The 21,290-nt window shown below is 66.8% G+C and carries 20 protein-coding genes; 8 read left to right on the top strand and 12 right to left on the bottom strand.

Annotated elements, in window-relative coordinates:
- Positions 1 to 99 precede the first annotated feature (99 nt).
- The 3 genes from RVU70_RS16490 to RVU70_RS16480 form a co-directional block, all read right to left on the bottom strand.
- Positions 100 to 2,874: a DUF4159 domain-containing protein gene (locus tag RVU70_RS16490; RefSeq protein ID WP_363348219.1), complete on the bottom strand. Its 2,775-nt coding sequence runs from the start codon at positions 2,872 to 2,874 to the stop codon at positions 100 to 102.
- Entirely contained in the window at positions 2,874 to 3,794 is a 921-nt protein-coding gene (locus RVU70_RS16485) for a DUF58 domain-containing protein (RefSeq protein WP_363348217.1), read from the bottom strand. Before RVU70_RS16485 ends, RVU70_RS16490 begins: the two co-directional genes overlap by 1 nt.
- A 181-nt stretch (positions 3,795 to 3,975) precedes the next feature.
- Positions 3,976 to 4,974, bottom strand: coding sequence for a MoxR family ATPase (locus tag RVU70_RS16480; protein ID WP_363351377.1), 999 nt, complete (start codon positions 4,972 to 4,974; stop codon positions 3,976 to 3,978).
- A gap of 276 nt (positions 4,975 to 5,250) precedes the next feature.
- Here RVU70_RS16480 and RVU70_RS16475 point away from each other — a divergent pair, with 276 nt between their 5' ends.
- Positions 5,251 to 5,508, top strand: coding sequence for a DUF6111 family protein (locus RVU70_RS16475; protein WP_363348215.1), 258 nt, complete (start codon positions 5,251 to 5,253; stop codon positions 5,506 to 5,508).
- Complete coding sequence (locus RVU70_RS16470) at positions 5,505 to 6,737, top strand: CCA tRNA nucleotidyltransferase (protein ID WP_363348213.1); 1,233 nt, start codon at positions 5,505 to 5,507, stop codon at positions 6,735 to 6,737. Before RVU70_RS16475 ends, RVU70_RS16470 begins: the two co-directional genes overlap by 4 nt.
- 179 nt (positions 6,738 to 6,916) lie before the next feature.
- Here the strand turns inward: RVU70_RS16470 and RVU70_RS16465 are convergent, their stop codons facing one another.
- From RVU70_RS16465 to RVU70_RS16440, 6 genes are all read right to left on the bottom strand, one after another.
- Positions 6,917 to 7,999: a DNA polymerase III subunit delta' gene (locus RVU70_RS16465; protein ID WP_363348211.1), complete on the bottom strand. Its 1,083-nt coding sequence runs from the start codon at positions 7,997 to 7,999 to the stop codon at positions 6,917 to 6,919.
- The gene (tmk, locus tag RVU70_RS16460) at positions 7,996 to 8,667 is read right to left on the bottom strand and encodes a dTMP kinase (protein ID WP_363348209.1); all 672 of its coding nucleotides are present in this window, start codon (positions 8,665 to 8,667) and stop codon (positions 7,996 to 7,998) included. Before tmk ends, RVU70_RS16465 begins: the two co-directional genes overlap by 4 nt.
- Positions 8,664 to 9,848, bottom strand: a complete 1,185-nt coding sequence (locus tag RVU70_RS16455) for a D-alanyl-D-alanine carboxypeptidase family protein (RefSeq protein ID WP_405044821.1) — start codon at positions 9,846 to 9,848, stop codon at positions 8,664 to 8,666. The genes tmk and RVU70_RS16455 overlap by 4 nt, the downstream gene beginning before the upstream one ends.
- A gap of 106 nt (positions 9,849 to 9,954) precedes the next feature.
- A complete protein-coding gene (locus RVU70_RS16450; protein ID WP_405044820.1) occupies positions 9,955 to 10,923 on the bottom strand; it encodes a septal ring lytic transglycosylase RlpA family protein in 969 nt (322 codons plus the stop codon).
- 317 nt (positions 10,924 to 11,240) lie between these two features.
- Positions 11,241 to 13,049 (bottom strand): single-stranded-DNA-specific exonuclease RecJ, encoded by a 1,809-nt coding sequence (recJ, locus tag RVU70_RS16445; protein ID WP_363348205.1) that lies wholly within the window; start codon positions 13,047 to 13,049, stop codon positions 11,241 to 11,243.
- Positions 13,050 to 13,177: 128 nt separating this feature from the next.
- Complete coding sequence (locus RVU70_RS16440) at positions 13,178 to 13,831, bottom strand: MarC family protein (protein WP_363348203.1); 654 nt, start codon at positions 13,829 to 13,831, stop codon at positions 13,178 to 13,180.
- A 126-nt stretch (positions 13,832 to 13,957) separates the two neighbouring features.
- Here RVU70_RS16440 and RVU70_RS16435 point away from each other — a divergent pair, with 126 nt between their 5' ends.
- Positions 13,958 to 14,839, top strand: a complete 882-nt coding sequence (locus RVU70_RS16435) for an aldose 1-epimerase family protein (protein ID WP_363348201.1) — start codon at positions 13,958 to 13,960, stop codon at positions 14,837 to 14,839.
- A 33-nt stretch (positions 14,840 to 14,872) separates the two neighbouring features.
- Entirely contained in the window at positions 14,873 to 15,904 is a 1,032-nt protein-coding gene (locus RVU70_RS16430) for a cysteine synthase A (protein WP_363348199.1), read from the top strand.
- 26 nt (positions 15,905 to 15,930) lie between these two features.
- Here the strand turns inward: RVU70_RS16430 and mobA are convergent, their stop codons facing one another.
- Positions 15,931 to 16,542, bottom strand: a complete 612-nt coding sequence (gene mobA / locus RVU70_RS16425) for a molybdenum cofactor guanylyltransferase MobA (RefSeq protein ID WP_363348197.1) — start codon at positions 16,540 to 16,542, stop codon at positions 15,931 to 15,933.
- A gap of 77 nt (positions 16,543 to 16,619) precedes the next feature.
- Between mobA and RVU70_RS16420 the strand changes: the two genes are divergently transcribed.
- From RVU70_RS16420 to RVU70_RS16410, 3 genes are all read left to right on the top strand, one after another.
- Positions 16,620 to 17,012, top strand: a complete 393-nt coding sequence (locus RVU70_RS16420; RefSeq protein WP_363348195.1) for a thioredoxin family protein — start codon at positions 16,620 to 16,622, stop codon at positions 17,010 to 17,012.
- Between the two features lies 1 nt (position 17,013).
- Positions 17,014 to 17,736, top strand: coding sequence for a cytochrome c biogenesis protein CcdA (locus RVU70_RS16415; RefSeq protein ID WP_363348193.1), 723 nt, complete (start codon positions 17,014 to 17,016; stop codon positions 17,734 to 17,736).
- A 149-nt stretch (positions 17,737 to 17,885) separates the two neighbouring features.
- Positions 17,886 to 18,161, top strand: a complete 276-nt coding sequence (locus RVU70_RS16410) for a DUF1153 domain-containing protein (protein ID WP_363348192.1) — start codon at positions 17,886 to 17,888, stop codon at positions 18,159 to 18,161.
- 64 nt (positions 18,162 to 18,225) lie between these two features.
- Here RVU70_RS16410 and RVU70_RS16405 read toward each other — a convergent pair whose 3' ends face one another.
- On the bottom strand, positions 18,226 to 19,221 hold the full coding sequence (locus RVU70_RS16405; protein ID WP_363348190.1) for a lysylphosphatidylglycerol synthase domain-containing protein: 996 nt from the start codon (positions 19,219 to 19,221) through the stop codon (positions 18,226 to 18,228).
- A 168-nt stretch (positions 19,222 to 19,389) separates the two neighbouring features.
- Here RVU70_RS16405 and RVU70_RS16400 point away from each other — a divergent pair, with 168 nt between their 5' ends.
- On the top strand, positions 19,390 to 19,956 hold the full coding sequence (locus RVU70_RS16400) for a Yip1 family protein (RefSeq protein WP_363348188.1): 567 nt from the start codon (positions 19,390 to 19,392) through the stop codon (positions 19,954 to 19,956).
- Positions 19,957 to 19,991: 35 nt separating this feature from the next.
- Here the strand turns inward: RVU70_RS16400 and RVU70_RS16395 are convergent, their stop codons facing one another.
- Positions 19,992 to 21,194, bottom strand: coding sequence for an acyltransferase (locus RVU70_RS16395; protein ID WP_363348186.1), 1,203 nt, complete (start codon positions 21,192 to 21,194; stop codon positions 19,992 to 19,994).
- Positions 21,195 to 21,290: the final 96 nt, after the last annotated feature.

The following is a 21,290-nucleotide window of genomic DNA, read 5'->3' as shown; positions in this document are numbered from 1 at the left end:
GAGGCCACGCCCTCATTCGGAGCGAGCCCGCAGCCGGCCCTCGCGGACGGCCGGGCCGAGCTTGGCCATGACGGGCGGAGATGCCGGCGTTCAGGACGATCACTGCCCCAGCCTCTCCAGCAGATCGCGCACATGCACCTGGTCCGATTTATAATTCCCGGTCAGCGTATACATCACCAGATTAACGCCCCCGCGCAGCGCCAATTCGCGCTGGCGGGCGCCGCCGGGCGTCAGCGGAAAGAGCGGCTGGCCGCGCCGGTCCATGGCCCAGGCGGCGGCGAGATCGTTCGAGGTGATGACGATGGCCGAGACGCTGTCCGTCGCGCGGACCGGCCGGGCGGCGTCATCCTTTGATTCCCGGGGCAACGCCTCCACCCATGTTTCGCCGCTCGCATAGCGGCCGACGAATCCATCGAGCAGGTAGAACGTCTTGGTGATCACATGATCGCGCGGCACGGCCTCCAGCTCCGGAACGTCGAGCCCCTTGGAGAAGTCCCGCAGCCATTGGCTCTCCGGCGTGGCGGGGCCGCCCGGCCGCTGGTTCAGGGCGTCGCGCGTGTCGAAGACGATGGTGCCGCCCTCCTTCATGTAAGCGGCGACTCGCGCCGTGGTCTTGGCCGAGGGCTGCGGCGCGCTGGCGACGACGGGCCAGTAAAGCATGGGATAGAAGGCAAGTTCGTCCTTCGCCGGATCAATCCCGACCGGGTCTCCAGGCGCAAAAGAGGTGCGCAAGGCGAGCGCCTTCGACAAAGCCTCGAGCCCGAGGCGAGACACTTCGTCGACCTTGGGATCGCCTGAAACGACGTAGGCTAAACGCGCCGTCAGCGCCGCCTCGCGATCGCGCTGGGTCGCGGCCGTCGCCGCCCGCGCGTCGGGGGGATTGGCCACGGCGGCGACGACCACGAGAACGCCCGCCATCGCCGCGAGCGGCCGCAGGCGCAGCTTTCCGGAAAGAACCAGCACGACGAGCGCGTCGACGACGAAGGCGAGGACCGCCGCGGCGAGCAGCGGCCCGCGAAAATCAACCGGCGCGCCGGAAGCGAGCGCGCTCGGCGAGAGGCCCGCCGCTGCGAAGTCGAAGCGCGTCAATTCGTCGGACGGCTGCAGGGTTTGCAGGGCGACGAAGGCGTCGCCGGCCCCATAGAGACCCGGCGGATGTTCGGCGCCGGCGCGTCCCGCGAAATGCGCGGGAATCGGTTGCGCGTTGGGTCCCGGCGCGCCAAGAACCCCGAAACCGTCGAGCGCCTCGAGCGGCGCGAGGACGCGGGCGTCGCTGGCGGCGGCTGCGTCCCCCTCCTCGGGCAGCGGCGCCGATTCTCCAGCCATCGCGAGAATGCGCTTCAACATATCGACGAACAGGCCGGAAATCGGCAAATTCGACCAGCTGGTGTCGGCGTTGACGTGGAACAGCACGATCAACCCCTTGCCGCGTCGCTCGGCGGTGACGAGCGGCGTGCCGTCGGAGAGACGCGCCCAGGTTTTTTGCACGAGCCCGGGCTCCGGCTCGGCCAGCACCTGGCGCAGCACGCTCACGTCCTTCGACGCCGGCAGGCCGTAGAAAGGGCTCGCCGGTTCGAATTCCGCCAGCGCCTTGGGCGTCTCCCAGGACATGGCGCCGCCGAGGACGCGGCCGTTGCGGCGCAGATGCACGGGCAGAAGATCGTCGGCGGCGTTGGCGAGGCGCGGCCCCGCGAAGCGCAACAGCGCGCCCCCTTCTTCGACGAAGCGGCTGAGCGCATCAAACGTGTCGCCCGGCGCAAGGCCGACGTCGGCGAGCGCGACAACATTGGGCCGATCGGCGAGCAGCGTCTGGATCGGATCGACCGCGCCCGGCCGGGTCTGGCGCAATTGCGCAACCGGCGCCAGCGCCTTGTCGAGATAATAGAGCGGCGAGAGCAAGGGCTGCGCCTGGTCGAGGCCCGCCCCGCCAACGAGCGCCACACGCCGCACTTTGGAGCGCGCGTCGAGCAGCGCGACGGCGCCGGCGGAGTTTTCGCCGACGATGCGCAGGAGGCTCACGTCGTTGCGCAGCTCGACCGGCAGATCGAACCGGGCGCGCGCCCGCAGCGCCGCGCCGAAGTCGGCGCGCGCCTCGCCGATGATCTGGCCCTTCGAGTCGAAGGCCGCGACCGTCGCCGCGGCGGGGCTCGAGGGATCGGCGCGCAGGGCCTCGACGGAGAGGGTCGACGCGTCATTTTCGGGCGCAGCCAGCGCCAGCGGCGCATGGTCGTCGACCAGAACCTCCAAGCGCGCGCCGGCGCCGGCGGCGGCCTTTAATACATTGGCGAAAGCGGCCGCCTCGCCTTGAGCCAGCGCATCGGCGATCCAGACGATCCGGCTCTTGGGATGCGCCTTTACGAAGGCCGCCACCGCCTCGGCCGACGCGCGCCGGTCGGAGAGATAGGGCTTGGGCCTAATCGAGCGCAGCTTTTCGAGCGCGCGGGCGCCGTCGGCGAGGGCGGGCGCCGCGGTCTCGGAGACGGCCATGATGGCGACCGGCGCCCCCGCCCGCGCCGCGCTGTCGACGATGGCCCCCGCGGCGGCGACGCGCCGCTCCCAGGAAGGGGCCGCAGCCCAGCCGTCGTCGAGCGCAATCAGCGTCGCCGTCGAGGAAGCCGCCACGCTTCCTGTCGGGCTCCACACCGGCCCGGCCATGGCGAGGATGAGCGCCGCCGCCAGCGCGAGCCGCAACGCAAGCAGCCACGGCGGCGTCCGCGCCGGCGTCTCCTCCTCGGGGCGCAGCTCGCGCAGGATTTTGGTTGGCGCAAAGACGATCTCGCGCGGACGCGGCGGCGTCACGCGCAGAAGCCAATAAATGAACGGCAGGCTGACGAGACCAATCAGCGCCAAGGGCGCGGCGAAGGAGAAGCCCATCAGTTCTCCTCCTCGACGCCGTGCAGCCCCATGGCGAGGGTCAATGCGGCCTCCGCCGCCGGCCGGTCGGTGTGATGCTGAAGAAAGAGAAAGCCCGTCTCGCGCGCGGCCGCGCGCACCGCCTCGCGATGAGCGTCGAAACGCCGGGCGTAGGCCTTGCGCAGACTGCCGGCGTCGCCTGCGCGAAAGGCGGGGCCGCCGTCGGGGTCGAGAAACATCGTCTCGCCCGTGAAGGGGAAGCTTTCTTCGCAGGGATCGATGACCATCAGCAGCGCGCCCGTAGCGCCCGAATCCGCAAATCGGTGCAGCCGGGCCGAGAGCGTTTCGATGTCGCTCAAGAAATCCGAGATCAATACGACGCGCGCGCGCGGGCGCAGCGCCGCGTCCGGCGGGACCTCGTCCCGCGCCGTCTCTTCAGCGTGCTCGTAGAGCGCGCGCGCCAGCCGGTCGATGACGTCGCGCGCGGAAATGGGCGCGGTGAGGCCCAGCGCGGCGACCCGCTCGCCGCCGCGCACCAGCACGTCGGCCAACGCGAGGCCGAGCGTCACGCCACGCGCCAATTTGTCGTCCTGCGCCAGAGACGAGGCGAAAGCCATGGAGGGCGAACAGTCCATCCAGAGGAAATAATCGTGCGCGGCTTCCCACTCGCGCTCGCGCACATAGAGCTGATCGCCACGCGCGGAGCGACGCCAGTCGATGCGATGCGCCGCCTCGCCGGCGGTGAACGGTCGATATTGCCAGAAGGTCTCGCCGAGCCCGGCGCGCTTGCGGCCATGGACGCCGTAGGCGACGCTCGCGGCGATCTCATGCGCCCGGTGAACGAGCCGCGGCAGGCTGGCGGCGAGGTCGGCCGAGACGGCCCCGTCTATCGGCTTGCGCCGCGCGGGGTCGTAGGCGCGGGTTTCAATCGCGCGGATCATGCGCCCACTCCAGAGTGAGCGCCGCAAAGCGATGCAGCGCGGCGGCGGATATCAAATCCCTCCCCATTGCCGGGAAGGAGCCCCCACCCGTCGCGCTGCGCGCGCCACCCTCCCCGCAAGGGGGAGGGATGAGATCCGCACGACTTCTCTTCAAATTCCCGGGAAAGCCGTGCGCTGCCCATCACGCGATCCGCGACACGAGCTTCTCGATCAGATCCGCCACGCTCATTTCCCGACGGGCGGCGAAGTTGAGCGCCATGCGGTGGCGCAGCACCGGGGCCGCCAGAGCCGCCACGTCGTCGAGCGAGGGCGCGAGGCGGCCGGTCACCAGCGCCCGGGCGCGGGTGGCGAGCATCAGCGCCTGCGCGGCGCGCGGTCCCGGCCCCCAGGCGACATGCGGCGCGATCTTCGGATCGCCGTCGCCCGGCCGGGCCGCGCGCACCAGATCGAGGATCGCGTCCACCACCTTGTCGCCGACCGGCATCCGCCGCACCAGCCGCTGCGTTGCGATCAGCTCCTCGGCGTCGAGCGCCTGCACGGGCTCCGCCGCAGCCTCTCCGGTCGTCGCCAGCAGCACACGGCGCTCGCTCTCGCGGTCGGGATAATGCACGTCGATCTGCAAAAGGAAGCGGTCGAGCTGCGCTTCGGGAAGCGGATAGGTGCCTTCCTGCTCCAGCGGATTCTGCGTCGCCAGCACGTGGAACGGGCTCGGCAGATCGTAGCGCTTGCCCGCGACGCTGACATGATGCTCCTGCATCGCCTGCAGGAGCGCCGACTGCGTGCGCGGCGAAGCGCGGTTGATCTCGTCGGCCATCAGAAGCTGCGCGAAGATCGGCCCCTTGATGAAGCGGAAGGAGCGCGAGCGGTCCGCCCCCTCCTCCAGAACTTCCGAACCGATGATGTCGGCCGGGAGCAGGTCCGGCGTGAACTGCACGCGCTGCTCGGCAAGGCCAAGAACTGTGCCGAGGGTCTCGACGAGTTTGGTCTTGGCGAGGCCGGGCACGCCGACCAGGAGGCCATGGCCGCCAGCGAGAATGGTGACGAGCGCCTGCTCGACGACCTCGTCCTGGCCGAAGATCACGGCTCCGATGGCGGCGCGGGCGCGCCCAATATGGTCGAGGGCGCGTTCGGCCGACTCGGCGGCGGCCGTCTCGAGAGGCGCGATATGGATCGAATTCATGGGCGCGGAAGGGTCCATCTGCCACGGTTGCAAGAGAAGATAGGGATCGGCGCCCGCGATTGCATCCATCCGGACGGCGCGCCATCTCATCGGGGGAAAACGCTTCCCTCGGGCGCGATTGTGGACGCTCGGCGGCCTCGGCGTCAAACGCGCGTCTGTTTGACCGCGTTTAACGCCCGAGCAAAAGAAAATCAATCGCTTCCGTCAGTCGGGCGGGGAATGCGAAAAGAATGTATAAAGCGAGCGACGTGAATCGCCGGAAAGGCCCCCTCGCCCATGTGGCGCGCATTTCTCGAGACGACCCTTCTTTTTCTCACCCCTTTCCTCGCCTATGTGGCGTTTCAGCTCCTGCAGCGCCGCTGGCCCTTCGTTGCTGAATTGTGGCACGGACGGATCGTCTCGGCGTTGACCATCTCGGGCTTGTTGCTCGCCATTGGCGGGATGGTGACGCTCGCCCTCACCTGGCGGGAACAGGGCGCTTACGTCCCGGCCCATGTCGAAAACGGCCGGCTCGTTCCGGGCGAGTTCCGATGAACGCCGAACGCCTTCTCGACGATCCGCGCCTCGCGACTCTCTTCGCCGCATTGGCCCGCACCGGGGCGGAGACGCGCGTCGTCGGGGGCGCCGTGCGCGACGCGCTCTTCGGCCTGCCGCCGCATGAAATCGACCTCGCGACGACCGCTTTGCCGGAGGCGGTGCTCGCCGCCGCCCGCGCCGCGGGGCTCAAGGGCGTCCCGACCGGGATCGAACACGGCACAGTGACGATCGTCGTCGCCGGCACGCCCTTCGAGGTGACGACGCTGCGCGAAGACGTCGAGACCGACGGCCGTTATGCGGTGGTGCGCTTCGGCGGCGATTTCGAACAGGATGCGCGCCGCCGCGACTTCACGGTAAACGCGCTCTCGCTTTCGCCCGACGGCGCGCTGCACGATTACACCGGCGGGCTGAAGGATATCGCCGAGAAGCGCATCCGCTTCATCGGCGACGCCGCGACCCGGATCCGCGAGGATTACCTCCGCGTCCTGCGCTTCTTCCGTTTCAACGCCTCGCATGGCGAAGGCGGCTTCGACCGCGAGGGGCTGCATGAGGCGATCGTCGCCAGAGACAATCTCGGCCGGCTCTCCCGCGAACGCATCCGCGCCGAAATCATCAAGCTGCTGCCGGCCCGACGGGCGCCGGAGATCATGCGCGTGATGTCGCAGGCCGGCGTCATCGAGGTGCTGCTCGGCATGGGCTATCCTGCTCGGCTGGAGCGCCTCGCCGCTTTCGAGGCCGCCCAGGGCAAGAAGGGCGACGCCATTTTGCGACTCGCCGCCTTCTCCGTGCTGATCGCCGAGGACGCCGACCGCCTGCGCGACCGGCTGCGGCTCTCGAACGAGGAACATGCGCGCCTTCGTGCGGCCGCCCGCGCGCTCGCGCCTCTGCACGGACGCGAGACGCCGCCGCCTGTTTCCCACTTACGCGAAATGCTGTTTCACTGCGGCTCCCGCGCCGCCGCCGACGCTCTGGCGCTGGCGTTCGCCGAAAGCGGCGCGGCGCCGGCCGATGCGGGCTGGCTGGAAGCGGCGAGATATCTCGAGCTGACGTCGGCCCCGGTTTTTCCGATCAAGGGCGCCGATCTCCTCGCGCGCGGCGTCTTGCCCGGCCGCGAACTGGGCGCGACGCTGAAAGCGCTTCAGGCAAAATGGATTCACGCCGGCTTTCCGCGCGACCCGGCGACAGTGCGGCAGCTGTTGGAAGAAGCCGTGCGAGAGCGCGATTGAGGAATAAGGAGAAAGAGGCCCGCTCCCTCTCCCCGCATGCGGGGAGAGGGTTGGGGTGAGGGGCTGGGGCTTTGGAGGTCGCGCTTTCAACGATGAGCAGCGCCGTCGCCGGCCCCGCAGCCCCGTGGTTCATCCCTCGGCCCCTCACCCTGCCCTCTCCCCGCATGCGGGGAGAGGAGTCACGGCGCGCTGCTCTCCGACTCCGCCTTCGCCAGCCGATCGAACGCCCCCAGCACCATCGCCTTTTTGTCGAAGTTGAACACTTCCGTCTCACGGGCGAGGCTGCGGATGTCGTCCCAGGCGCGCGCGTAGCCAATGAGGCGCGTCGGCGGGGCGCGGGTTTGCGAGAGCGTTCTCACCCGCGTGTCCAAATGCTTTTCCAGCGCGCGCATAAAAGTCTCGTAGGCCGCTTCATTGTCGCGGCCGGTGAGCTTGTCGGCGAGCAGATGCACGCCAAGCCAGTCGACGCGCGGCAAGCCTTGCAGCAGGCGCGCGACAGCGGCGTCGAAGGCCATGGCGTCGCCGCCGAGCAGGCGCAGCGTCTCGCGCACCGAGCCTTCCGCGCGGGCGGCGGCGGCGGCGATCTCGTCGCCCCGCCCGCTCCAGGGCGCGCCCAGCGCCTCGACCGCCGCGATGGTTTCAGCCTGGGTCAACGCGCCGAGCATCAGCTTGCGGCAGCGCGAACGGATGGTTGGCAAGATGCGGCCAGGCTGATGCGCGATGAGCAGAAAAAGCGACCGCTCCGGCGGCTCCTCGATGAGCTTGAGCAAAGCGTTGGCGGCGCTGCGGTTGAGATCGTCGGCGCAGTCGATGACGGCGACGCGCCAGCCGCCGGCGCCGGAGCCCTGATGAAACGCCCGCGTAATCTCGCGAACGTCGTCGACGCGGATTTCGGTGAAATGTTTCTTGGTCTTCTCGTTCCATTCGCGCCGAAGCAGAAAGATGTCCGCGAGCGCCAGCGTGGCGATGCGTCGGGCGGCCGTATGGCCTTCCGGCACGGCGAGCGACGTCGCGCCTTGCACGTCGGCCGCGGTGGGATCGCGATGGGCGAGGAGGAAGCGCGCGAAGCGCCAGGCGAGCGTCGCCTTGCCGATCCCCTCCGGCCCGCAGATGATCCAGGCCTGCGCAAGGCGGTTGCGCTGATAGGCGTCGAGCAGCTCGCGCTCGGCCGACGCATGGCCGAAGAGCGCAAGCGTCTCGCGCGGATGCGGCGCGTCCTCGAAGCGGTCGCTCTCCGGCGGCCCGGCGGGCTCCTTGCTCATTGGGCGGCGGCGGCCTGCGTTTCCAGGAAACGGGCGTTCACGATCTGGCGGATCGCCCGCGCGGTCTCCTCGAGCGGCTGGGACGCTTCGATGACGCAGCAGCGCTCCGGCTCCTGTTCGGCGATGGCGAGAAAGGCGCGGCGCAGCCCCTCGTGGAAGGCGGCGTCCTCGGCCTCGAAACGATCCGCCCTCAACCCTGTGGCCGCCCGCCTCTTGGCGGCGCGCGCCATCCCCTGCTCATGCGGCAGGTCGAGAATGATGGTCAGGTCGGGGCGCAGATCGCCGACCGCCGCCTGTTCGAGAAGCGCCAGCGTTTGCGGATCCACGCCGCCGCGGGCTCCCTGATAGGCCCGGGTCGAGTCAGTGAAGCGATCGCACAGGACGAAGACCCCGCGCGCCAGCGCCGGGGCGATCAGCTTGTCGACATGGTCGATGCGGGCGGCGGCGAAGAGCGCCGCCTCGGCGAGCGGACCGAGCGGCGCGATGCGGCCGGATAGCAAGACCTTGCGCAAGGCTTCGGCCTTCGGCGTGCCGCCGGGCTCGCGCGTCGTCACCACTTCGAGGCCGCAGGCGCGCAGATGCGCCGCGAGGCGGTCGAGCTGCGTCGACTTGCCGACGCCCTCGCCGCCTTCGAACGTGATGAAGCGGCCCCTCTCGGCTTCCGTCATTTCTTCGCCAACAGCTTCTCGTGGATTTTTGCGGCGGCATATTCGTAAACGGCGTCGAAGGCGCGGCGGGACAGCGACCCCTCCTCGACGGCCGCGCTCGCTTCGAGCGGCTGTTCGAGCACGACGCTCGATCCGCGCTTGATTTCGAGACGTCCGATTTTCTGCCCCTCCGCAACCGGCGCGATGACTGGCCCCTCATAAACGATCTTGCCGGTGAGCCGTTCGCTGGCGCCCCGCGGCAGCAGCACTTTGACGTCGGTTTTGGCCACGAGATCGATGGAGCCCTGCGTGCCGCCGTAGATCTGCGCCGGCCCCACCGGTTCGCCGGCCTTGAACAGCTCTTTCTCTTCGAAATTGCGGAACCCCCATTGCAGGAGCTTGCGCGCCTCCTCGGCGCGTTCCTTGGCGGTCTTGGCGCCGTAAACGGCGACGATCAGGCGGCGTCCGTCTTGGACGGCGGAGCCGACCATGCCGAATTCGCCCTTTTCGATATTGCCGGTCTTGAGCCCGTCCGCGCCAATGCTCATCGTGAGCAGCGGATTGCGGTTCTGCTGGCGGATGTTGTTCCAGGTGAACTCCTTCTCGCCGTAATACTTGTAATATTCGGGATAGGTCTGGATGACATAGAGCGCGAGCTTGGCCATGTCGCGGGCCGTCACCTTCTGATCGTCGCCCGCTTTGCCCCAGGGATTGCCGAAGCGCGATTTTGTCAGACCGAGCTCCGCCGCGCGCTTGTTCATGCGAATGACGAAGGCTTCCTCCGAGCCGGCGAGGCCCTCCGCCAGAACCAGCGCGGCGTCGTTGCCGGACACGATCGTGAGGCCGCGCAGCAGGTCTTCGACGCTGGCGCTGCTGTTGACCTTGAGAAACATGGCCGACCCGCCCGCCGGCGCGCCGCCGTTGCGCCAGGCGTATTCCGACACCGGAAACTGGTCGGTGAGCTTGAGCCGGCCTTCGGCCAGCTCGCGGAAGACGAGTTCGGCCGTGAGGATCTTCACCGTCGAGGCGGGCGTGGCCAGCTCATCGGCGCCTTTTTCAAAAAGCACGGTATTGGTGGCGGCGTCGATCAAGATCGCCTGTGGAACGCTGGTCTGAAAAGGCTGAGCCAGAGCGCCAGAGGCCAGCGCAAAAGAGAAGCAAATGAAATAGGCGATCGATTTTAAGGGATTGCGGTCAAACAAGGCGCACGCTCCGCTCGCATGCGACGCCTTCACCCGGCGACGCGACAGAGAGAATGGCCTCCCAAGGGCGAAAATGCAACGAGACGGGGCGGGTTTGCGCCGGCTTTCAGTTCGCTGCGCGACGCATCGGCGGCTTCGGCGCAGCGGCGTGGGACGAACCGAAATCCGGGCGAACGGGCGGCAGCGGCGGAGCCCGGAACGACTTCGTCGACCCGCTCGGCGACGCCGCCGCGCTCGACTCGCCCTTCTCGTCCTCGACGCTGGCGGCCTGGCTCGGCGCAGCGACGGCCGCGCCCGTCTCCGACGCGGCATAGGCCATCATCTCCACCTCGCCGACGACCGGCTGCGTCGCCGGCGAATTGTCCTCCTGGGCCCGGTCGGCGAGCGCAGCGGTCCGCACCGGCTCCTGCCTCGCGGCGACCATGACCGGCGCGCCGCCGTCGATCTGCGCCGGTTCGCCGTCGTCGCGCAAGGTGGCGAGGAGTTTGGCGTCGTCGTCGCCGGCGAGATTGGCCTTGCCGACCCATTCCACCTTCACCCGCGCCATGCCGACCGATCGGAAATCGAGCGCCTCCGCGACGCGCTGCGAAACGTCCATCACGCGGCCGCCGTGATAGGGGCCGCGATCGTTGACGCGCACGATGATCGAGCGGGAGTTCTTCATGTTGGTGACGCGGGCGTAGCTCGGCAGCGGCATGGTCGGATGCGCAGCCGAGATCGAGTCGCGGTCGAAAACTTCGCCGTTGGCGGTGCGGCGGCCGTGGAAGTCCGAGCCGTACCAGGACGCGGTGCCCGTCGCCGTATAGGGCCTTTCGCTCGGCACATAGGTGAGGCCGGCGATCTTGTAGGGCTTGCCGACCATGTAAGAGCCGCCGCCCTTCGGCACCTCCTCGCCGTCGGCCACGACGCGGGGGCTGGGCCGCACCCCGTATCGGGGGTCGACCTGACTCAGACTGGCGACGCTCGGGTAACGCGGCGCGGTCGCCGTCGAAGCGCAACCGGCGAGAGACGCGAGCGAGAAGAATAACACCGACCGGCGCAGGGAGACGACCGTTTGCTTCACAGGGCTCAACAAGCAATCACGCTCCCGGGACACGGCAAATCGCATGCGAAACGGTCCTTGTCGAAGGCGACGTTCGGCGGCCGCTATCGGAACTTCGCCCGCGTCCGACTCATCCGCCGCGCTGGCGGTGGATCGGACCGCATGGCCTGCCCGGCCATGACGAAGCGAACGTCCGAAAGCTTCCTCCATAAGTCTAAAAACGGCGTTAACGACACGGTCAGGCTGCGGCCGCAAGGGGGCGGAAATCCGGCGAAAATCAGACATTGCCCAAAGCTTGCGCCCTGACGGCGTTTTCCGAAACAGCTGTGTCCAGGGCGCCACAGTTATCGTTAACGCTTTTCGGCGCGCGCCAGATCGACCAGACGGGCCTCCACCCGCTCGACGCCGCGGAAGCTGTTGGGCGAGAGCCTGGCCGCGACATGAAAAAGCTCGCCCCGCCCGTTGAGCAGCGCGTCGCCGAGCGGCGCGCCGACGCAGCGAAAGGCGATGGTCTCGATCGAGGCGCCGTCGCCCGAGCGCAGGCGGGCGCGGACGTGACGCTCGCCGACGACCATGGCGTCGGTCAGCCGTTGTTCCGGCAGCGCAAAAACGGGCTCCGGGTTTCCCTGCCCGAACGGGCCTGCCTTCTCGACCCGCCGCAGGAGCTCCAGATTGACGGCCCGCGCTGAAAGCGCGGCGTCGATCACCAGCGCGTCCGCGTCCCGCGCCGCGTCGACCGCCTCGGCCAGAACGTCGCCGAGGAAGGCTCGGAAGTCGGAGAGCTTATCGCGGGAGAGGGTGACGCCGGCCGCCATCGCATGGCCGCCGCCCTTGACGGCGAGCCCCAGATCGACGGCGCGCCGGACGGCCCGGCCAATGTCCACGCCACTTAAACTTCTACCAGAACCTGTTCCTGTTTCTCCATTAAAAGCAAATGCGAACGCTGGTAAGTTGAAGCGGTCCTTGAGCCGTGAGGCGATCAATCCGACGACGCCCGGATGCCAGTCGTCGGCCTCGACGACGAGGCAGGACAGGCGGTTCGATCTCGTGAAAGCCAGCTCCGCCTTCGCGATCGCCTCCTCCAGCGCCTGGCTTTCAATGACCTGCCGTTCGCCATTCAGCCGGTCCAGTTCGCGCGCGATGCGGGTGGCCTCCAGCGGGTCCGAGAGGGTCAGAAGCCGCGCCCCGAGGCCGGCGTCGCCGATCCGGCCGCCGGCGTTGATCCGCGGCCCGAGCGCGAAGCCGAGATGATAGGCGCGGGGCGGCCCATCCAATCGGGCGGCGTCCATCAGCGCCGCCAGTCCCGGCCGCGCGCGGTTATGCATGACGGCGAGCCCCTTGGCGACGAAGGCGCGATTGAGTCCCTTGAGCGGGGCGACGTCGGCGACGGTGGCGAGGCCGACGAGATCGAGCGACGCGAGAAGGTCGGGCGCGCGCCGCGCCTCTCCCCAGAACCCCTTCGCCCGCAGCCGCCGGGTGAGGCCCGCAAGCGCCAGAAAGACGACGCCGGCGGCGCAAAGACCGCCCTGCCCCGAGAGATCGTCCTGCCGGTTGGGGTTGACGATGATGGCCCGAGGCAGGTCTTCGGGGGCCTGATGGTGATCGAGAACGATCACGTCGAGGCCGCGTTCTCTCGCCACGGCGAAGGGCTCGTGGCTGGCCGTGCCGCAGTCGACCGTCACCAGAAGCGTCGCCCCCTTGTCGGCGAGCATGCGAATGGCGTCGGCGTTGGGGCCGTAGCCCTCGAAGATGCGGTCGGGAATGTGCACCAGTGGTTGGGGCGCCCCGGCCGCGCGCCAATAGTCGACGATCAGCGCCGAGGAACAGGCGCCATCGACGTCGTAATCGCCGAAAACGGCGATCTGCTCGCCGGTCTCGATGGCGTGCCCCAGCCGCTCAACCGCCTCGTCCATGGCGGTCAGGGTCGAGGGGTCGGGCATCAGATCGCGCAGCGTCGGGTCGAGATAGCGCGCGGCCTCGGTCACGCTGACGCCGCGGCCGGCGAGGACGCGGGCGAGAAGGTCGTCGAGCCCGTGCGTCTGGGAAAGCGCCAGCGCCGCCGCCTCGCCGGCCGCGTCGAGTCGCGCCCGCCAGGGACGGCCCAGAATGGAGCGCTCGACGCCGAGAAAGGCGCGCGGCGCAGCGATGATGTCAGACATCGGGCGGCTCGGCTGATCGCTGAGGTCCGGCGCAGCGGCCGGGCCGGAAGCCTTCGCCATAACCCACCGGCCGGGGGCCTTTTAAGGCCGCCCTGGGGAAATCCACAGGAAGCCGCCCCCTGGCCTTGCTACAGCACGACCTTGACCCCGTAGGCGCCGAGCGCGCCCATAATGCCGTTGAAGACCAGCGACACGCCCATGGCGGAGACGAAGAAGCCGACGATTCGGGTGACGGCGTCGATCCCGGCGCGCCCGAGCCATTTCACCAGCCGCCCGGCGAAGGCGAGGCAAAGGTAGGTAACGAAGACGGCGAGTCCGCCAGCCGCCAGGATCGCCACATAGCCCCCGATTTCGCTCGGGAACTTCTCGATCGTCGCCACCATGCCAAGCACGGTGGCGATCACGCCGGGGCCGAACATGAGCGGCATCGCCAGCGGCATGAAGGCGATATTGGCGTCGGGGCCGGCGTCGAGGAAGGCGCTCTTGCCGGAATCCGAAGGGGTAAAGAGTTCAAAGCCGATGCGGGTCAAGACGATGCCGCCGGCGATCCGCACCATGTGCAGCGACACGCCGAAAATCTCGAGCACGAGGACGCCGAAGAACAGGAAAAACAGGATCAGCAGGGCCGTATAGAGGGAGGCGAGAAAAGCGATCCGGCGACGCCCGGCGTCGTCCTTGTCGTGGGTGAGGGACAGAAAGACCGGCAGAACTTCGAACGGGTTGATGACAGCGAGCAGCGTTGTGAAGGATGTAAAAAACAACGGCAAGAGCTTGGTAGCCACGTTCGCTCCTCGAAAAATGAACCCCCGTAGCGCCGATGGGTTTTCGAGAGGCGACACTATCGGCGGCCCTGCCCTGTCTCAAGCCCGCGACGCGACAGGACCGTCCGGACATGCAAAGGTCAGGCAATGCGCGACGCGATTCTTCTCGAAGCCGACGGCGACAGCGCCGAAATTCTCCCCTTTGGCGCAGAGCTTTCCGCTTGGCGCGCCGATGGCGTCGACATGATCTGGGCCAACGACCCCAAAGTTTGGGACCGTACGGCGCCGGTTCTGTTTCCCGTCGTCGGCTGGACGCGCGACGGGCGCGTCGCCGTCGAGGGGAAGACCTATCCGCTGGCGCTCCACGGCTTCGCCTGGAAGAAATGTTTCGAAATCGCCGAGCGCCGGCCCGACTATCTGCGGCTCGTCCTGCTGGACGACGCCGAGACGCACGCGCTCTATCCCTTCGCCTTCCGATTCGAAGTGGAGTTTCAGCTGCGCAAGGGCGCGCTCGAGAATAATCTCATCGTGACCAACACCGACCCGCGCCCCCTGCCCTACGCCTGCGGCCTGCATCCGGCCTTCCGCTGGCCGCTCGCGGGCTCGACAGCCGAGCATGCGATCATTTTCGAGAAGCCCGAAAGCCCGGAGGTCCCGGTCATCGGACCGGGGGGCCTCTTCTCCAAACCGGTGCGGAGGACGCCGCTCGAAGGCGCCCGGCTGCCGCTCGAGCCGTCGATGTTCGCCCGCGACGCCTTGTGCTTCCTGAATTTGAACAGCCGCAGCCTCGCCTTCGACAATGGCGCCGGCGCGCGGCTGAAGGTGACGCTCGACGATTTCCCGCATGTCGGTTTCTGGACGCTGCCGCCGGCGCCCTATCTCTGCATCGAGCCCTGGACCGGCTATGGCGATCCCGAGGATTTCCATGGCGACCTCTATCAAAAGCCGTCCATGCGCATTCTCGCGCCGGGGGCGCAAGCGCGCCACGGCGCCAGTTTTGCCTTTGAGCAGAGCGCCGCTTCCGGCTAGGAAAAGCCTCCCCGCCTCTACAGGAATCGTTTCATGACCATCGCCGCCAGCGTCATCGAGGCCATCGGCCGCACGCCGCTCATCGAATTGCGCGCCGCGTCCAAAGCCACCGGCTGCCGCATCCTGGGCAAGGCGGAGTTCATGAATCCCGGCGGCTCGGTGAAAGACCGCGCCGCCCTCTTCATCGTGGAGGACGCCATCGCCAAGGGCGCGCTCAAGGCGGGCGGCGTCATCGTCGAGGGCACGGCGGGCAACACCGGCATCGGCCTGGCGCTTGTCGCCAACGCCATGGGCTTTCGCACAGTGATCGTCATTCCCGAGACGCAGAGCCAGGAAAAGAAGGACATGCTGCGGCTGCAGGGCGCGCAGCTCGTCGAAGTGCCGGCCGTCCCCTACGCCAATCCCAATAATTATGTGAAGCTTTCCGGCCGCCTCGCCGAGCGGCTGGCGAAGGAAGACCTGGCGGGCGCGGTCTGGGCCAATCAGTTCGACAACGTCGCCAATCGCGAGGCGCATATCATCACGACCGGGCCGGAGATTTACGACGCCCTCGACGGCAGGGTCGACGGCTTCGTCTGCGCCTGCGGCACGGGCGGGACGCTCGCCGGCGTTGGCATGGCGCTGAAGGCGCGCAACCCCGAGATCAAGATCGGACTCGCCGACCCCTTCGGCGCGGCGCTGTATTCCTACTATACGAGCGGCGTGCTGAAGGCCGAGGGCTCTTCCATCACGGAGGGGATCGGCCAGGGCCGCATCACCGCCAATCTCGAAGGCGCGCCCATTGACGTCGCCTATCAGATCCCCGACAGCGAAGCGCTGGACATCGTCTTCGCGCTCGCCGAAGAGGAAGGGCTGCTGCTCGGCGGCTCCTCGGGGATCAATGTGGCGGGCGCCATCCGCCTCGCGCGCGACCTCGGCCCCGGCCACACCATCGTGACCATCCTCTGCGACGGCGGCGCCCGCTATGCGTCGAAGCTGTTCAACATCGACTTCCTGCGCAGCCTGAACCTGCCGACGCCGAAATGGCTCGAGAGGCAGGTCGCGATCGATCCCGGGTTCGTGTGATCATGGCCCTTCCGCAAGGACTGGGCTCAAAACTTGGCCAGAATTTCCTCCGCCCGCCCAACGTCCTCCGGGCGGTTGACATTGAAAAACGGGTCGTATCGCGCAACCGGCCAATCGACAGTCACATTGGAATAGCGCGCGATAAAAGCGGACACTTTCCGGACGTCCTCTTCGACGAGCGCCCGGCGCAGGTCCTCGCGCAGCGCCACGGGCCAAAGCGCCACCGCATGATGGACGCGCCCGCCCGACGCCGCCACGGCGATTTGAGCCCTCGCCGCCTGCCGCGCAGCGCCGAGACGCTCGACGAGGTCGGCGGGCAGAAAGGGCGTATCGGCCGGAGCGCTGAGGATATCCGTCACATGGGGAGAATTGGCGCGCGCGTGATCCATTCCCGCCAGCACGCCCGCGAGCGGACCTGCAAAGCCCACGACGCTGTCGGCGACGACCGGTAGACCAAAGGCGGAAAAGCGCGCCGGATCGCCGTTGGCGTTGAGGACCAGGGCAGCGCATTGCGGACGCAAGCGCTCGATCGCCTCCGCCAAAATCGGACGCCCGCCCAGCGCCAGCAGCGGCTTGTCGCCACCGCCCATCCGCCGGGCGAGACCGCCCGCGAGCAGAACGCCGACACAGCCGTTCATAACCTTCGCCGATCTTGCAAGAGACGCCTCGAGCCTCGATCTAACCTGAGACGCCCATTTTCGGAAAGGACCTCTTCATGCTGTCTCGCCGCGCCCTCCCCGCCTTTCTGGCCTCTTTCGCCCTTCTTGGCGCGCTCACTGGGGCTGTCGCCGCCGAGAAGGCGTTTTCGCAGCAAGCCTTTGCAGCCGCGCAGGGCGCCGGCAAGCCGATCGTCGTGCATGTCTACGCCCCCTGGTGCCCGACCTGCCGGGCCCAGGAGCCAATCCTCCACAAACTCGAAGCCGATCCCAAATTCTCGGGCGCGGAAGCGTTCCGCGTGGATTTCGACGGCCAGAAAGAGGCGGTGCGGGCGTTGAAGGCCTCCGCGCAGAGCACGATCATCGTCTTCAAGGGCGGGAAGGAAGTCGGCCGCTCGGTTGGCGAGACCAATCCCAAAGCCATCTCCGACCTGCTCGACAAGGCGCTCTGACATGGGCGCCGGCGCCCTCGGCCTCGCTTTTCTCGCCGGGCTGCTTTCGGCGCTCTCTCCCTGCGTGCTGCCGCTGCTGCCGCTCGTGCTGGGCGCGGCGGCGGCTGAACATAAATGGGCGCCGGCTCTGCTCGCCCTGGGGGTCGCGCTCTCCTTTGTCGTCATCGGGCTTTTCGTGGCGACGATCGGTTTTTCCATCGGCCTCGACGTCGACGTCTTCCGAGGCGCGGCGGCGGCCTTGATGATCGCTCTTGGCGTGCTTCTGCTCTTCCCGGTCCTACAGGCCCGGGTCGCCGCCGCGGCGGGGCCGATGAGCGACCGGCTCAACGCCGCCTTCGGCGATACGCGATCGCGCGGCCTGTTCGGGCAATTTACCGTCGGGCTGCTGCTTGGCGCGGTCTGGAGCCCCTGCGTCGGGCCGACCCTGGGCGCGGCCTCAGTTCTGGCGGCGCAAGGCGAGGATATTCCCGCCGTCGGCGCGACCATGGGCGTCTTCGGCCTCGGCGCCGCCGCGCCCCTGCTCCTTCTCGGCCTGCTGTCGCGCCAGGCTTTCGCGCGCTGGCGCGATCCGCTCCTTGCTGCCTCGAAGGGACTGAAACAGGCGCTGGGACTTCTGTTTCTGGCGCTCGGCGTATTGATCGTCAGCGGCGCGGACAAGTCTCTCGAAGCCGCGCTGGTGTCCGCCTCGCCGGAATGGCTCACGCAGCTGACGACGCGTTTTTGAGGCGGATCAACAAGCGGGGCCGGCGCCGCACCTTCTAACAATTGGTTTAAATCCATTCGCCTAAGCGTTTGGTCCTTTAGGCAAATATTAAAAGGGCTTGCGCTATAACGTCGCCACTGTGTGATTGTAGAGTTTGTGAGTTCGACGAAATGACCGAGACGCATCGTCCGCGTGTCAAATATGTGATCGGCCCCGACGGCAGCCCACTGACCATCGCCGACCTCCCCCCGCCGACGACAAAGCGCTGGGTCATTCGCCGCAAGGCGGAAGTCGTCGCCGCGGTGCGCGGCGGACTTCTCTCGCTCGACGAGGCGTGCAGTCGCTACACGCTTACGGTCGACGAGTTCTTGAGCTGGCAAATGTCGATCGACCAGCACGGCCTCGCTGGCCTGCGCACCACCCGCCTCCAGCAGTATCGCATCTGAGCGCTACCGGCGACGTCCAAAGCTTCCCCGTCTCTCCCCCTTGCAGGGAGGGATGTCCCGCGGCCTACGCAGGCGGCGGTCCTTCCGTCTCGCCCTCGACGGCGTGGCGCAGCTTTTCGACGAGCTTCTTGCGCTCGAACAGCGCCACGACGATGAGCGCCGCGAGCAGCGGAATGATGAGATAGAAAAGCCGCCAGACCAGCAGCGCGGCCAGCACCTGCAGGCGCGGGACGTCCGGCATCAGATTGATGAAGATGAGTTCGAAAACGCCGAGCCCGCCCGGCGCATGGGAGACGAGCGCCGCCGAGAAGGACAAGAGAAAGGCCCCGAGGACAACGATATAGCCTGGATTTCCCTGCTCGGGCAGCGCGAAATAGATGATGCCGGCGGCGCCGATCAGCTCCAGCGGCGCCGCGAACAGCTGCCGCACCATGATGTCGGGGCGCGGATAGAGAATCTCGAAGCGGCCGAAGCGGAACGGCCGGAAATGCATCAGCGAGCCCGCGATATAGAGCGCGACGAAACCAAGGCAGAGCAATCCGACCGTGCGGGCCGCGTGCGGATGCGTGAAGATATCCGGCAGGAAGCCGGACAGGCGCTGCATCATGCCCGGATCGTAGGTGAGCAGCAGCCCGCCAAGGAGAACATTGCCGAAGGCGAAAGTGTAGGAGCAGAGCACCACCAGCGCCGCGACCTGCGTCGCCGACAGGCCCTTCGTCGAATAGGCGCGGTACCGCACCATGGCGCCCGAGAAGACGCTCGCGCCGATATTATGCGACAGCGCGTAAGTGGTGAAGGAGCACATCGAGATGAACATCCACGAGATGTGCTTCACCCCGAGATGCAGCAGCGCAATACGATCGTACCAAGCCAGAGCCGCATAGGCGACGAGCGTCGACAGAAAGGCGAAGAAATAGTCGGTCGTGGGGATGGCCTTTAGGTTGGCCCAGACTTCCGTTCCGACGGACTCGCCCTGAAACTCGTGGTAGAGCAGGTAGAACGATCCGACGACTGCGGCGAGCCCGACTACGGGCCAGAAGTATTCTGCCAGTTTTTTCATGCAGCCCGTCGGGTTAGACCTCATCGGTCATGCTTCGGAAGCGAGGCCGCTACTGGCCTGAGCACTCCCTCGCATGTAAGAAGGCCGCGGGCAAGCGCCAAGTGGCTGAGCAGGCGCCGTGGCCCCGCGGACCAACGAAAAGAGCCTGAAACCAATCGGATGGACGCTATGAAGGAGCTGATTTCACGAGTCAAAGGCTTGATCCTGGCCCCGCAGAAGGAATGGGAGCTGATCGAGACGGAAAGAACGTCGATCTTCGACCTCTACCGTCGCTACATCGTCATTCTCGCGGCCATTCCGCCTTTCGCCAGCTTTCTCGGCGCCTGGCTCTTTGGCGCGCGCGGGCTTCATCCGACGTTCACCGCCGGGCTTTTCCGCGCAGCCGTCCAATATCTGTTGAGCCTGCCGGCCCTGTTCGTGGTCGCCTTCGTGATTTCCATGGCCGCGCCCCATTTCGACGGCAAGAGCGACGACCGGAGGGCGCTGACGCTCGCCGCCTATTCCTACACCCCGGCGTGGCTCGCGGCCGGCTTCGGTCTCGTGCCGGGGCTGCGCTTCCTCGACGTTCTCGGTTTTTATGGGGTTTACGTCTTCTCGCAGGGCCTCACCCGCATGATGCGCGTTCCCAAAGACAATCTGGACGTCTTCACGCTGGTGACGCTTTTCTTGACCGTGGCCATGGGCGCGCTGCACGCGTGGATCGTCTCGGCGATTGCGCCGCAGCAGCTTATTTGACAGGCTAGGAACCGGGCGGCGACTGGGCCCGGCCGTCAACAGCCAATTTCGACGGAGCCGTCATCTCGGCGTTTTCGTCGCGCGTCCGCGCCATCTGAGGCGCCCGCCCTATTTGAAACGATCGCAGCGCAGCCCTCGCCCCTCGACCACGCGAGGATCGCGCTTCGCGCCGGCGTCTCGATATAGCGCCACGCCAGATAAGACAGCCAGATCGTCAAAAGGATGAACAGCGCGAACGCCATACTGTGCGGCAGCCCGCTGCTTCTCAAGATATAGCTCTGAATAATTTGATGAAGCATATAAATAGCGAAACTTATTTCTCCTGCGACGACGTAAAGCCGCTGCGATAATACGCGAGAAAGCACACCTTTCTGCGCGGCAAATATCATAATGATAACGGCGAAGATTGGCGCCTCTCCCGATCGCTCCAACCAGAAACCAAGTGATGCGGGCAAGAGATGGCCGGGGTAGTGTTTTATGTAAAATTCCGTGTTCAGCGTGAGCGAAAGTCCAAATAGCGCGACGCCCGCCAGCTCTAGCCCGGTCCCGAGAAACAAGCCTTTTGGCGCCATGGGCGAGAAGCGTTCGAAGAGGACCGCCGCGCTCATCCCGAGGGTGAACTCGAACAGCCGGGCCAGCGGATTAACGTAAAGAACGGTATCGAGGCTGGCTGAGTGGCGGTCGACGACCGGCAAATTCAGCGAATTGGCGAGCCAAATCAGCGCGATGGCCGGGACGAGCCCGACGATCGGCAGGAGGCGCCAGTGTCGGTCTCTGAGTTGCACGAGCCCGATGAACGCGACGTAGAAGAACGCCTCTACGGAAATGCTCCACGACACCGCGTTATAGCTCATATTGTAGCATGTATAGGGCGACCATGCCTGAAGCAGCGACAGATTGAGCACAGCAGCGGCGCTGCCTTCTGGAGTTGAAAGGTAGTGTGGAACCCAATCCAGCGCCCAGAACAAGGAGAAGAACGCGACAGCATGAAGGGGCCAAATTCGCGCAAATCGAGCCACCAAGAAGCGGCGGCTCTCCTCAAAAGATTTGAGGCGCGGATATCTCAATGTAAGTATAAAACCAGACAGAACAAAGAAAAAAGACACGCCCTGATAGGACGGGAATAGTCTTGTCCACTCTTGAGGAAGACCAAAGGTCCCATTCGAGTGTCCAATTACCACCATCGCAGCGGCGAAAAACCTCAGTGACGTCAGCGTCGCAATGTCTTGTCTTGTCAAACGGGACCCCAGCAATCGCCATAAAATAACACGACGGTGTGGCAAATGCTGTATAGCACAGTTCAAGCTTGTTGCAAGCTAAGGTCAAGGCAGCGG

The sequence above is a fragment of the Methylocystis echinoides genome, from assembly GCF_040687965.1.
Classification (GTDB): domain Bacteria; phylum Pseudomonadota; class Alphaproteobacteria; order Rhizobiales; family Beijerinckiaceae; genus Methylocystis; species Methylocystis echinoides_A.
Note: the sequence above shows the minus strand (reverse complement) of the source record. Positions and strands in the feature narration are given on the sequence as shown.

Coding starts and splice junctions, on each gene's coding strand:
- RVU70_RS16490 (WP_363348219.1), bottom strand. CDS start 2,874: ATGGGCTTCTCCTTCGCCGCGCCCTTGGCGCTGATTGGTCTCGTCAGC.
- RVU70_RS16485 (WP_363348217.1), bottom strand. CDS start 3,794: ATGATCCGCGCGATTGAAACCCGCGCCTACGACCCCGCGCGGCGCAAG.
- RVU70_RS16480 (WP_363351377.1), bottom strand. CDS start 4,974: ATGAATTCGATCCATATCGCGCCTCTCGAGACGGCCGCCGCCGAGTCG.
- RVU70_RS16475 (WP_363348215.1), top strand. CDS start 5,251: ATGTGGCGCGCATTTCTCGAGACGACCCTTCTTTTTCTCACCCCTTTC.
- RVU70_RS16470 (WP_363348213.1), top strand. CDS start 5,505: ATGAACGCCGAACGCCTTCTCGACGATCCGCGCCTCGCGACTCTCTTC.
- RVU70_RS16465 (WP_363348211.1), bottom strand. CDS start 7,999: ATGAGCAAGGAGCCCGCCGGGCCGCCGGAGAGCGACCGCTTCGAGGAC.
- tmk (WP_363348209.1), bottom strand. CDS start 8,667: ATGACGGAAGCCGAGAGGGGCCGCTTCATCACGTTCGAAGGCGGCGAG.
- recJ (WP_363348205.1), bottom strand. CDS start 13,049: ATGTCTGACATCATCGCTGCGCCGCGCGCCTTTCTCGGCGTCGAGCGC.
- RVU70_RS16435 (WP_363348201.1), top strand. CDS start 13,958: ATGCGCGACGCGATTCTTCTCGAAGCCGACGGCGACAGCGCCGAAATT.
- RVU70_RS16430 (WP_363348199.1), top strand. CDS start 14,873: ATGACCATCGCCGCCAGCGTCATCGAGGCCATCGGCCGCACGCCGCTC.
- mobA (WP_363348197.1), bottom strand. CDS start 16,542: ATGAACGGCTGTGTCGGCGTTCTGCTCGCGGGCGGTCTCGCCCGGCGG.
- RVU70_RS16420 (WP_363348195.1), top strand. CDS start 16,620: ATGCTGTCTCGCCGCGCCCTCCCCGCCTTTCTGGCCTCTTTCGCCCTT.
- RVU70_RS16415 (WP_363348193.1), top strand. CDS start 17,014: ATGGGCGCCGGCGCCCTCGGCCTCGCTTTTCTCGCCGGGCTGCTTTCG.
- RVU70_RS16410 (WP_363348192.1), top strand. CDS start 17,886: ATGACCGAGACGCATCGTCCGCGTGTCAAATATGTGATCGGCCCCGAC.
- RVU70_RS16405 (WP_363348190.1), bottom strand. CDS start 19,221: ATGAAAAAACTGGCAGAATACTTCTGGCCCGTAGTCGGGCTCGCCGCA.
- RVU70_RS16400 (WP_363348188.1), top strand. CDS start 19,390: ATGAAGGAGCTGATTTCACGAGTCAAAGGCTTGATCCTGGCCCCGCAG.